At 56.5% G+C, this 12,722-nt stretch carries 8 protein-coding genes; 6 read left to right on the top strand and 2 right to left on the bottom strand.

Features of this window, described 5'->3' with window-relative positions; genetic code table 11:
• The first annotated feature begins 6 nt into the window (after nt 1-6).
• The 3 genes from rplQ (at nt 7) to bfr (ending at nt 2,634) form a co-directional block, all read left to right on the top strand.
• A complete protein-coding gene (rplQ, locus tag AB7M23_RS03720) occupies nt 7-393 on the top strand; it encodes a 50S ribosomal protein L17 (RefSeq protein ID WP_065759195.1) in 387 nt (128 codons plus the stop codon).
• Between the two features lie 172 nt (nt 394-565).
• On the top strand, nt 566-2,014 hold the full coding sequence (locus AB7M23_RS03715; protein WP_454240237.1) for a catalase: 1,449 nt from the start codon (nt 566-568) through the stop codon (nt 2,012-2,014).
• Nucleotides 2,015-2,169: 155 nt separating this feature from the next.
• Entirely contained in the window at nt 2,170-2,634 is a 465-nt protein-coding gene (bfr, locus tag AB7M23_RS03710) for a bacterioferritin (RefSeq protein ID WP_065759193.1), read from the top strand.
• Nucleotides 2,635-2,692: 58 nt separating this feature from the next.
• Here the strand turns inward: bfr and uvrA are convergent, their stop codons facing one another.
• Entirely contained in the window at nt 2,693-5,527 is a 2,835-nt protein-coding gene (uvrA, locus tag AB7M23_RS03705; RefSeq protein WP_454240236.1) for an excinuclease ABC subunit UvrA, read from the bottom strand.
• 129 nt (nt 5,528-5,656) lie between these two features.
• On the opposite strand from uvrA, the gene AB7M23_RS03700 reads away from it, so the two are divergent.
• The 3 genes from AB7M23_RS03700 to AB7M23_RS03690 all read left to right on the top strand — a co-directional run bounded on the left by AB7M23_RS03700 (nt 5,657) and on the right by AB7M23_RS03690 (nt 8,365).
• Nucleotides 5,657-7,051 (top strand): MFS transporter, encoded by a 1,395-nt coding sequence (locus AB7M23_RS03700; RefSeq protein WP_102051725.1) that lies wholly within the window; start codon nt 5,657-5,659, stop codon nt 7,049-7,051.
• A gap of 9 nt (nt 7,052-7,060) precedes the next feature.
• Nucleotides 7,061-7,570, top strand: coding sequence for a single-stranded DNA-binding protein (locus tag AB7M23_RS03695; protein WP_065759190.1), 510 nt, complete (start codon nt 7,061-7,063; stop codon nt 7,568-7,570).
• 345 nt (nt 7,571-7,915) lie between these two features.
• Entirely contained in the window at nt 7,916-8,365 is a 450-nt protein-coding gene (locus AB7M23_RS03690) for a hypothetical protein (protein ID WP_454240235.1), read from the top strand.
• 222 nt (nt 8,366-8,587) lie between these two features.
• Here AB7M23_RS03690 and AB7M23_RS03685 read toward each other — a convergent pair whose 3' ends face one another.
• Entirely contained in the window at nt 8,588-12,538 is a 3,951-nt protein-coding gene (locus AB7M23_RS03685) for a M10 family metallopeptidase C-terminal domain-containing protein (RefSeq protein ID WP_454240234.1), read from the bottom strand.
• Between the last annotated feature and the right edge of the window lie 184 nt (nt 12,539-12,722).

Raw genomic sequence — 12,722 nt, 5'->3', positions numbered from 1 at the left:
TGAACCATGCGTCATCGTAAAAGTGGTCGTCACCTGAGCCGCACCAGCGCGCACCGCAAAGCCATGTTCCAAAACATGGCGGTGTCGCTGTTCGAGCACGAGCTGATCAAAACTACCCTGCCTAAAGCCAAGGAACTGCGCCGCGTTGCCGAGCCGCTGATCACCCTGGCCAAGGAAGACAGCGTAGCTAACCGTCGTCTGGCCTTCGACCGTACTCGTTCGAAAGCCATCGTTGGTAAGCTGTTCAACGATCTGGGCAAGCGCTATGCCACCCGTCAGGGCGGCTACCTGCGTATCCTCAAGTGCGGTTTCCGCGCTGGCGATAACGCACCTATGGCGTACGTCGAGCTGGTTGATCGTCCTGTCGGTGGCGTAGTAGAAGCTGCTGAGTAAGACGAACAGTCTGAAACAAGGAACCGGGCCTAGTGCCCGGTTTTTTGTTTTCATGCTGATTGAAATAAACTATTGATCTTGATTGATTAATGAATTTGATCGTGTCGTCTTCATGCTCAATACTCCCTCTCAGCCGACTAGCCGGCAGCATTATTCTGAAAAGGGAGAGAGCATGAGCCAGAACAAGACACTGACCACCGCCAGCGGTGCTCCGGTTGCCGATAACCAGAACTCGCGTTCTGCCGGCCCACGTGGTCCGCTGCTGCTGGAAGATTTTCACCTGATTGAGAAGCTCGCGCACTTCAACCGTGAGAACATTCCGGAGCGTCGTGTACATGCTAAAGGCTCGGGCGCTTATGGCACCTTCACCGTCACCCGGGATATCAGCCAATACACCAGTGCCAAACTGTTCGAGGCAGTAGGCAAGCAGACGCCAACGTTCCTGCGATTCTCTACGGTAGGCGGCGAGCGGGGCTCTGCCGATACCGAGCGCGATCCTCGTGGGTTTGCCGTGAAGTTCTACACCGAGGAAGGTAACTGGGACATTGTGGGCAACAACACGCCGGTTTTCTTCATTCGGGATCCGCTGAAGTTCCCTGACTTCATCCATACCCAGAAGCGCTTGCCACAAAGTAATCTGAAGAGCCCGCAGGCCATGTGGGACTTCTGGTCGCATTCGCCAGAGGCCTTGCACCAGATCACCATCCTGTTTTCCGATCGCGGCATTCCGGATGGCTACCGTCATATGCACGGCTTTGGTAGCCATACCTTCAGCCTGATCAACGCGGCCGGTGTGCGTCATTGGGTCAAGTGGCACTTCAAGACCAAGCAAGGCATCAAGAACCTGGCGCCGGCTGAGGCGACTCGCCTTGCTGGCACCGATCCGGACTACGCCCAGCGGGATCTGTTCGAGGCCATTGAGCGAGGCGACTTCCCTAAATGGAGCGTCTGTATCCAGGTCATGACCGAGGATCAGGCCGCTGCGCACGGCGATAACCCATTCGATGTCACCAAGACCTGGTGGCAGAAGGCGTTCCCGCTTATTGAAGTGGGTGAGCTTGAGCTCAATCGTAACCCACTGAACTACTTTGCCGAGGTTGAACAGGCGGCTTTCGCGCCGAGCAATCAGGTGCCGGGTGTTGGCCTGTCGCCAGACCGTATGCTGCAGGGGCGTGTGTTCGCTTATGCCGATGCTCACCGCTACCGTGTAGGGACCAACCATCAGCAGTTGCCTGTTAACGCTCCGAAGAGCCCGGTGAACAGTTACCAGCGTGATGGTGCCATGGCCTTGGGCAGCAATGGCGGAGCAGCACCGAACTATGAGCCAAACAGTTACAGCAATGCCCCCAAGCAGGCGCCTCAGTACGCCGAGCCAGCGCTTGCACTCAATGGCGCCGCGGACCGTTACGATCATCGTGAGGATGGTGACTACTACAGCTATGCCGGTGCCCTGTTCCGTTTGATGAACAGTGAACAGAAAGCGCTGCTGATCAGTAATATCGCGGGCGCGATGAAGGGTGTGTCGCAGGATGTTGTTCAACGTCAGTTGCAGCACTTCCTCAAGGCTGATGCGGCCTACGGTGAAGGTGTCGCCAAGGCGTTGGGGGTCAAACCGGCATAAGTCGAAGTGATAAGCAGAACCGCCCGCATTAGGGCGGTTTTTCAATGCAATTGACTACTGTTTGCACCCCTTTTTACCTGATTTTACGTTAATCGCAGTGACCTCTCCTTCATCCTGGTTCACACTGTCACTTTCACTTAGGGAGAAGCAGGGCGATGCAAGGTCACCCGGACGTAATCGACTACCTCAACACGTTGCTGACGGGAGAACTGGCGGCACGTGATCAGTATTTCATCCACTCGCGCATGTATGAAGACTGGGGCTTGAGCAAGCTCTACGAGCGTATCAACCATGAGATGGAAGAAGAGGCACAACACGCTGACGCCCTGATTCGCCGTATTCTCATGCTTGAAGGCACACCGCGTATGCGTCCTGACGATCTGGACATCGGTGCTACCGTGCCGGATATGTTCGCAGCCGATTTGCGCCTCGAGTACAAAGTCCGTGCAGCACTGTGCAAAGGCATCGAGTTGTGCGAACTGCACAAGGACTACATCAGCCGCGATATCTTGCGTGCGCAACTGGCTGACACCGAGGAAGATCACACCTACTGGCTGGAGAAGCAGTTGGGCCTGATCAAGTCCATCGGCCTGGAAAACTACCTGCAATCGCAGATGTAGTTCGCGATGCTGCAAAAAAGCCCCTGCCGTTTGCGCGGCAGGGGCTTTTTCATGGGCATCAGGCCCTGTCGCGCAGTAACAACGGTTTTAGGTAATGACCTGTGTGCGACTGCTCCATCTCCGAGACCTCTTCAGGCGTCCCACAAGCGATGATCTGGCCTCCTCGGGAGCCACCCTCCGGGCCGAGATCGACCAGCCAGTCGGCCGTCTTGATCACGTCCAGGTTGTGTTCGATCACTACCACGGTGTTGCCGTGGTCACGAAGCCTGTGCAGCACATCGAGCAACTGCTGAATATCGGCGAAGTGCAGACCGGTGGTCGGCTCATCGAGGATGTACAGCGTCTTGCCAGTATCGCGCTTGGACAGTTCGCGCGACAGCTTCACCCGCTGAGCCTCACCACCGGACAAGGTGGTCGCAGATTGCCCCAGCTTGATGTAGGAGAGCCCCACGTCCATCAGCGTTTGCAGCTTGCGCGCCAGCGCCGGTACCGCATCGAAGAACTCCCGGGCTTCCTCGATGGTCATCTCGAGAACTTCGTGGATGTTCTTGCCCTTGTATTTGATCTCCAGGGTTTCGCGGTTGTAGCGTTTGCTCTTGCAGACATCGCACGGCACATAGATGTCAGGTAGAAAGTGCATCTCGACTTTGATCAGGCCATCGCCCTGGCACGCTTCACAGCGTCCGCCCTTGACGTTGAAGGAGAAGCGTCCCGGGCCATAGCCGCGTGAGCGCGACTCCGGCACGCCGGAGAACAGTTCACGAATCGGTGTGAACAGGCCGGTATAGGTGGCCGGGTTGGAGCGCGGCGTGCGACCGATCGGGCTTTGGTCGATGTCCACGACCTTGTCCAGGTGTTGCAGGCCATCACAGCTGCTATGCGGTGCCGCTTCAAGGCTGGTCGCACCATTAAGGGCGGTCGCGGCCAGGGGGAACAGCGTGTTGTTTATCAGGGTTGACTTGCCTGAGCCGGAAACGCCGGTCACGCAGGTCAGTAGGCCAATCGGAATCTCCAGGTCAACGTTCTGCAGGTTGTTGCCGCGCGCGCCCTTGAGCTTCAGTGAGCGCTTCTTGTCACGCGGCGTGCGGGTGGCCGGTACGGCAATTTTGACCCGGCCCGAGAGGTATTTACCGGTCAGCGAATCAGGGTGTGCCATTACCTCGGCGGGCGTGCCTTCGGCGACGATTTGTCCACCGTGTACGCCAGCACCAGGCCCAATATCCACCACATAGTCAGCCAGACGAATGGCATCCTCGTCATGTTCCACCACGATCACGGTGTTGCCGATATCGCGCAGGTGGTTGAGGGTCGCCAGCAGACGGTCGTTGTCCCGTTGATGCAGGCCGATGGACGGCTCGTCGAGGATATACATCACCCCGACCAACCCGGCACCGATCTGGCTGGCTAGCCGAATACGCTGTGCTTCGCCGCCCGACAGGGTGTCGGCACTACGGTCTAGCGTCAGGTAATCCAGGCCCACGTTCACCAGGAACTGCAGGCGCTCACAGATTTCCTTGAGGATCTTGTCGGCGATTTCACCGCGTCGCCCGCTCAGTTTCAGGCCTCCGAAGTACTCGCTGGCATCGCCGATTGGCAGGCTGGTAACGGCTGGCAGGGTTTTCTCGCCAACCCATACGTGCCGTGCTTCGCGTCGCAACCGTGTGCCGCGGCAGTCAGGGCAGGGCTGAGTGCTGAGGAACTTGGCCAACTCTTCGCGGACGGTGGCCGATTCGGTTTCCCGGTAGCGGCGCTCCAGGTTCGGCACGATGCCTTCGAAGGGGTGTGACCGCTTGACGATATCGCCGCGGTCGTTGAGGTACTTGAAGTCGACATTCTGGTTGCCGCTGCCGTGCAGAATGACCTTCTGCTGGTCGGCTGGCAGCTCGCCGAAGGGCACCTCGAGACTGAACCCATAGTGCGCGGCCAAGGAGCCAAGCATCTGGAAGTAGTAGACGTTACGTCGGTCCCAGCCGCGTATCGCGCCCTCTGCCAAGGTCAGTTCATTGTTGACCAGGCGTTTGACATCGAAGAACTGTTTCACGCCGAGGCCGTCGCAGGTTGGACATGCGCCAGCGGGGTTGTTGAAGGAAAACAGCTTAGGTTCCAGTTCGCTGATGGCATGGCCGCAGATCGGGCAGGCGAAGCGGGCGGAGAAGATCAGCTCTTCGCCGGGCTCTTCATCCATTGGCGCAACCAGGGCGATGCCATCGGCAAGCTTCAGAGCCGTTTCGAAGGACTCCGCCAGGCGTTGCTGCAGGTCCTCGCGAACCTTGAAGCGATCGACCACCACTTCGATGGTGTGCTTCTTCTGTTTGTCCAGCTTGGGCAGTTCGTCGAGCTCGAACAGCTTGCCGTTGACCCGAGCGCGGACAAAGCCCTGAGCGCGCAACTCCTCGAAGATCGCCAGGTGTTCGCCCTTGCGCTCTCGAATCACCGGTGCCAGCAGCATCAGCTTGCTACCTTCAGGCTGCGCCAACACCAGATCGACCATCTGGCTGACGGTCTGTGCTTCCAGCGGAATATCGTGGTCCGGGCAGCGTGGCGTACCAACACGTGCGTAAAGCAGGCGCAGGTAGTCGTAGATTTCGGTGATGGTACCGACAGTCGAGCGCGGGTTGTGCGAGGTCGACTTCTGCTCGATGGAAATTGCTGGCGACAGGCCTTCAATGGTGTCGACGTCGGGCTTTTCCATCATTGATAGGAACTGTCGGGCATAGGCCGACAGCGATTCGACATAACGGCGCTGGCCTTCGGCATAGAGGGTGTCGAACGCCAACGACGACTTTCCAGAGCCAGACAGGCCGGTGATGACGATCAGCTTGTCCCGGGGCAGGGTCAGGTCGATGTTCTTAAGGTTGTGGGTTCGTGCCCCACGAATCAGGATCTTGTCCACTGCGGCCTCGCTTGGCGGGCATAAACCGGTGAGTATAAGGCTGCATGCCAGCACGCGGCAAAGCGTCACGTATATGCTGACAATCGATCGGGCTGGTAGAATCGCCGCCGGTTCACACGAGGTTTATCCATGCACGATCCCCACAGCGAACGCATGAGTGGTAGCGAAACTCGCGCCGCAAGCGGCCTGGCACTGGTGTTCGCATTCCGTATGCTAGGCATGTTCATGGTGTTGCCGGTTCTGGCGACCTATGGCATGGACCTGGCCGGCGCCACGCCGGCACTGATTGGCCTGGCCATTGGCGCCTATGGCCTGACCCAGGCATTCCTGCAGATCCCGTTCGGGGTCATTTCCGATCGGATTGGTCGGCGTCCGGTTATTTATCTGGGCCTGGTCATCTTTGCCCTGGGGAGTGTGCTGGCAGCCAACGCCGACAGCATTTGGGGCGTGATTGCCGGGCGCGTACTGCAAGGCGCTGGTGCTATTTCGGCGGCAGTCATGGCGCTGCTGTCGGATTTGACCCGTGAGCAACATCGAACCAAGGCCATGGCCATGATTGGCATGAGTATCGGCTTGTCCTTTGCGGTGGCCATGGTGGTAGGGCCCTTGCTGACGCGGGCCTTTGGCTTGTCGGGGTTGTTTCTGGCCACAGCGGCGATGGCGCTTGTCGGCATCGCGCTGATCGCGTTCGTCGTTCCAGCCTCCCACGGCGCCTTGCAGCACCGTGAGTCGGGTGTGGCGAAACAGGCCCTTGGCCCGACCTTGCGGCACCCCGATTTGTTGCGTCTGGATGTCGGTATCTTTGTTCTGCACGCCATCCTGATGGCCAGTTTCGTGGCCTTGCCATTGGCGCTCGTCGAGCGTGGCGGCTTGCCGAAGGAGGAGCACTGGTGGGTGTACCTGACGGCCCTGCTCATTTCATTCTTCGCAATGATTCCCTTCATCATCTACGGCGAAAAAAAGCGCAAGATGAAGCGTGTGTTGCTCGGGGCGGTGAGTGTATTGATGCTCACTGAACTATTCTTCTGGGTATCGGCAGACAACTTGCAAGAACTGGTGATCGGCACCGTGATATTCTTCACCGCCTTCAACCTGTTGGAGGCGTCGTTGCCTTCGCTGGTAAGCAAGGTGTCGCCTGCCGGTGGCAAGGGAACTGCAATGGGGGTTTACTCCACCAGTCAGTTCCTGGGTGCCGCGCTAGGGGGAATTATCGGCGGCTGGTTGTTCCAGCACGGTGGCTTGAGCATGGTCTTCCTCGGATGTGCGTTGCTCTGTGCCCTGTGGTGGGTGGTTGCGGTAGGCATGCGCGAGCCGCCGTACGTGACCAGCCTGCGCATGCCGCTGTCGGCCGAGGCCGTCCGTGAAGCGGGGCTGACCGAGCGGCTTATGGCCGTCCCGGGTGTGACCGACGCAGTGGTGGTGGCAGATGAAGCCGCCATCTATATCAAACTGGATACGAAAATTTTGGATCGTTCGACCCTGGAGCGCCTGGTCAATCCGGCATCCGCGGCGTGCGAAGCCTAGGAGAACGTTATGGCCCGTGGGGTTAACAAAGTCATATTGGTCGGTACTTGCGGCCAGGATCCCGAAGTCCGCTACCTGCCCAACGGTAACGCCGTGACCAACCTGAGCCTGGCGACCAGCGAGCAGTGGACCGACAAGCAAACCGGTCAGAAGGTCGAGCGCACCGAGTGGCACCGCGTATCGATGTTCGGCAAGGTTGCCGAGATCGCTGGCGAATACCTGCGTAAGGGTTCCCAGGTCTACATCGAGGGCAAGCTGCAAACCCGCGAGTGGGAAAAAGACGGCATCAAGCGTTACACCACCGAGATCATCGTCGACATGCAGGGCACCATGCAGCTGCTCGGCGGTCGTCCGCAGAACCAGGACGGTGCTCCGCAGGGTGGTGGTAACAACTACAACCAGGCCCCGCGTCAGCAGGCGCCACGCCCACAGCAGGCACCACAGCGTCCAGCTCCGCAACAGCCAGCACCACAGCCGGCTCCGGACTTCGACAGCTTTGATGATGATATTCCGTTCTAACGGATGAGGTTAAATGTAAAGATTCTATTGGGCGTTACCCGGTGTGGCGTCCTGTAGGGCCAGCATTAAGCTTCAGAATAAAAACCCTGATCGCCATGAGGCGGCCAGGGTTTTTTATTGGTCGGTAGAAATGCCGCTATGTTTTAAGTTTGTCATAGATCTGCTTTTCTTTTTTGTGTGTAGGAGGCTTCTGAGAATTATTATTTAGTAATTTTTCTCGGGCATTAATTGCATGCTCTGTTAATTTCCCACTGAGCGCGCTATGCGATTTTTCCTATTACATGATGTACCCGGTTTGGGTTGCGGGCCGAGGTGTTTTCCCCGCGCTACCGGCAGGAGGGCAGGATGTCAGTTGAAGACCATGGAGCAACCCCGGTGTTGCTGGAAAGGTTGCCGGAAGAGGCAAGGGTAGTGGGATTTGAATCGGCGTATCATGATTATTACGAGCGTTATAGTGATCCTTTCGACTATTTGAGTTTTATAGGTTGGATGATTATGGTAGTCGGTCTTCTCATATTTATGCTTGGGCCGAAGTCACTATCGGTCAACGCGTTTGGTGGGCTAGCATTCCTTCAAATGGTGTTATTAAGCCCCGGGCCGATTGTCATGTTGGGTGCAATCTTGATTAGTGTCACAACCTACATAAACCATTCGGCAAACGATGCACTTCATACCCATGAAGCATTTTTTGAAAGGCACTATGCGGTTATCGTGGATGGCGTTGTAATATCGGCGGCGGATTATGCGCTTTCCTACAAAGGGGACGGGATGTTCAGCTTTTCGGCAAAGCGCTGAGCAGGTGCTTGGTTGTCACGCGCTATCCCACATTTAAAGCAGCAGTTGATGCCCGCAGCGTTGCTTCTGGTTTCGCTCTGGCGCCAGCACGTCATGATGGGCACTGACGCAAACGTTGCAGCTCGCCCGCACACAAAAAAAACAAACCCCGATAAGCGCTAAGGCTTGTCGGGGTTGTTAGCAACCTGAGGTGGCTATCGTCGTAACCGTTTACGCGCTAGATCACAGAACGAAGTCGGTCGCCGCCAGGGTCGTCACTCCTGTGAGCTTGATGGCGAACTCTGCGTCGCTGTCTGTATCGGTGTTGCCGTACAGCACACTGTCCTGCAGCCTCAGTTGCCCGGCGGCAGTAAAGGCGGTTGTATTGCCGATGAACGAGAATGCCTCGTTACTGTAGGTTGTGTAGGTTATGGCATCCAATGTCGACAGATCGATTTTGTCCTGCCCTCGAAAAAAATCAGTGATGACATCAGCGGTCGAGCTGGTTATTCCCATCTCCTGTAGCGAGTTGAAGTCGAAGGTATCGTTGCCAGTGCCACCAGTGAGTGAGTCTTGGCCGGCACCACCGATAAGGGTGTCGTTGCCCGCGCCGCCGTTGAGCACGTTGGCGGCGCTGTTGCCGCTCAGTATGTTGGCCAGTTCATTGCCTGTTCCGTTGATAATCGTTGTGCCCGTAAGGACTAGGTTCTCAACGTTGGCGCTCAGTCCATAGCTGACCGAGCTGGTTACGGTATCGGTACCAGCGCCTGAGTACTCGATTACGCGATCACCTGCGCTATCAACGATGTAGGTGTCATTGCCACGTCCACCCAGCATTCTGTCGGCACCCGCACCGCCGGAAATCACGTTGTTTCCGCTATTGCCTACGAGCTGGTTGTCCAGTGCGTTCCCAGTGGCGTCGATATGTCCGGAGCCAGTGAGTGTCAGGTTTTCGACGTTGGCCGAGAGCGTATAGCTACCCGTGCTGATGACCAGGTCGGTTCCGCCCGCGACGGCTTCAACCACGACGTCCCGGCTGTCTTGAACGTAGTAGGTATCGTTGCCAGCCAAGCCTTCCAGGCGATTGGTGAGTCCGTTACCGATCAAGGTATCGTTGTAAAGACTACCTATGGCGTTCTCGATCCGAGCCTCGGTAATCTGACTCATGCCATCGGTCACGGCCTCAACCAGATTGGAACTGTCCGTCGCCAGCGTCACGACTGTGCCGAAACCCAACTGCTTTACAAGGTCGTTGTAGTAGGTTTCGTTACCTGCAGTGACTGCAAATACCGGCACTATTCCACTTGCCAGCAGCTTTGTCTTGAGTAGCTCAACTGTCGGGTAGTCTTCGACCTCCAGTACGGCATCACCATCATTGGCAACGTAGGATGAATCGCCTGCCTTGTGATAGTTGGCGTCGGTCATCACGATCGCAACGCGGAAAGAGTCGGTGCGAAAACCCAGTTCGGTCTGACGAACAGCCGCCTGCATCAGGGCTTCAATTTGCGCCTCGGGAGTGTCACCACCGTTTCCAATGGTCAATGTATTGAGTGCGTTGATCAGGCTGGTTTGATTGGCGGTCATCGCCAGATCAGTGCGATAAACGTATTCGCCCTTGTCGATGAAGGAGGCCAGACCAAAGCGGTTGTCTGCTTGAACTTCAGACAGGGCGGATACCACTTGTGGTACTAGCGTTTTCACCTTGGTAACGTCATCGCTAAACGAGCCAGAGGCGTCTTGCAGGAATAGCACGTCGAGTGCTGTGTCTACAGTGCCTCCAGAGGCAAGCGTCACCATCCGCCCATCAATGTTGCTGGTGCTTCCGGGCGTCAGATCGATGGTTACACCGCCTGTGGCTCCCGAAGCATCCAGTGTGTCAATGCCGATTGAGTCTTCAATCAGAATCGACCCAGCGTTGCCGGCAACAACGTAAGTATCGTCACCCGAGCCACCGCTCAGCGTGTCATCGCCGATAGCATCTACCAAACGATCATTGCCTGCATCACCATAGAGTTGGTCATTGCCTGCGCCGCCAATCAGGATGTCATTGCCGTCGCCACCACGAAGGGTATTGGCATTGCCATCACCCGTCAGGCGATCGTTGTGCTGGCTCCCAGAAAGGTTTTCAATGTTGCTCAGTGTGTCAGTACCTGAGCCGCCAGTAACCTGGTTCGTGCCATTGACGTTGACCGTGACGCCCGCGATAGCGCTGGCGTAGTTGACGGTGTCTTCACCGCTACCGCCATTGATAATGCTGTTACCGACGTTGGCGGAGATCTCATTGTTCAACGCATTGCCGGTACCGCTCATGGTTCCGGTGCCGACCAGTTTCAGGTTTTCGATGGCCGTGCGAGTGACCAGCGAAAAGTTGGCCATGCTTTGCACGGTATCCACACCTGATGTGTCGATGATGATGTCGGTATCTGTGTCGACAATATAAAGGTCGTCACCGTCACCACCATTGAGTGTGTCAATTCCGCCTCCACCATTGAGTGTGTCGTTGCCAGCAAGGCCGCTCAGGGTATTGTTGCTGGCATTGCCCACGAGCGAGTTGTTTCCAGCATTGCCTGTGCCGATTGCAGCTGCCCCCGCCAGGGTCAGGTTTTCCAGGTAGGCCCCTAGCGTGTGATTCAGATGACTTATCACGGTGTCGGCACCACCCGTACTGCCTTCGGTGATGACATCGCCGCTGTCACGTACGATGTACGTATCGTTGCCTGCACCCCCTATCATGATGTCTGCACCTGCACCGCCATCAATGATGTTGGCTGCGGCATTACCCACGATAGTGTTTGCAAGGGCGTTGCCAGTGCCATTGATGGCGGCAGCCCCAGTCAGTGTCAGGTTTTCGATGGCTGCATACGCGGCCAGGCTGAGCGTGGCAGAGGACTCAATGCGGTCTGTGCCCGCACTATCAATGATGCCGTCGGTCGTCGTATCTACGATGTATACATCATTACCATTGCCGCCATTCAATGTGTCGACGCCGCCCGCGCCGTTGAGAATATCGTTGCCATCCCCGCCGTTTAGCGTGTTGTTGGACGCATTGCCGATCAATGTATTGGCATTGACATTACCGGTCGCACTCAGCGCCGTGCCGGTCAGCGTTATGTTTTCGACATTCTGAAACGTTGCAATACTGAAATTGACGCTGCTCTTGACCGTATCAATGCCTTCATTAGCGTTCTCGGTTATCGTGTCGCTGACCGAATCGACGACATAAATGTCATTACCGAGACCACCCATCATTTTGTCATTTGCCACGCCCCCATCAAGTGTGTCACTGCCTGCGCCACCGATCAGGGTATCGTTGCCGCCCCCGCCGATTAGGGTGTCGTTACCGCCATTGCCTGTGAGCGTGTTAGCCGCAGTGTTCCCAGTAATGATGTTGTCGCGTTCGTTGCCGGTACCATTGATGACGGAAGTACCCGTCAGTGTGAGGTTGGCCTGATACGCTGCAAGCGTTTTGGTTGCGCTGCTGGAAATATCCTGGGTGAAGTTGATAAGACCGTTCAGTTCGGTCGGGGTCATGCCCGCTAAGTAGGTGCTGTTTGTCAGGCCTGCGAGCGAACTGCCAATCGCTTTTGCGCCAACAGCATCGGTGGCCAGTGCATAAAAATGCATGACTACCTTGGTTTCACCAGCCGCCAGCGTCAGGTTGTAGGAGGTCTGCGGCCGATCAGCGCTGCCGTATTGCTCGCTCGTGGCGTTTGGCGAGCCAGCGCCTCCGGAAACCACATGGACAAGTTGTGTGGCGGTGCTGTTGGTACGGCTGCCGACGGCGAACCAGTCATCAGCAGTATTGCGTACAGTGTCGCCGCTGCTGGTGGCTGTTATGACAGTGTTGCTATCGTAGTAAACGTCGTCAGCCAGTTGAAGGTTGACCGACTGGGCGGAAGCACCTGTATTTTTTACGACTTCCAGTGTGCGGACAAAACCATCGCCGATATAGGTACTGCGCGTAATGGTAATGCCAGAAGTAGAGTGTGTTGCGGTGACCGTCTGTGTACTGGCTGAACTACTTGTTGTGGACCATGGCAAGTAGGCAGAAGACGTTGAACCACCAATGTAAAGCGCTATATTGCTACCGTCCAACGTATTGCCGTAGGTACCTGATTTGGTAGCCTTGGTCAAATTTCCAGCGTTGTCCACAGCCCATGCGTTTCCTGAGGCGTCCGTGTAGTTCAATGCCATTGCTGATGCTCCTTGCTATTGTGTGTTGTTCAGAACGTGTGGGGTTTAGTTCTTGAACTTAATGAGGTGCCAGATCGTGTCGCGCTGCTTCAGTTAAACCCTGTTGAACGCCATTTAACGTGGCATTGAACTTATGTTTAGGTGCCATGTTTGCGGATGCAGCATACTCTGTTCTACGGCCTCA

Source organism: Pseudomonas sp. HLS-6 TE3448 (genome assembly GCF_053629555.1).
The sequence above is the reverse complement of the archived record's forward strand: the minus strand, read 5'-3'. Positions and strand labels throughout refer to the sequence as shown.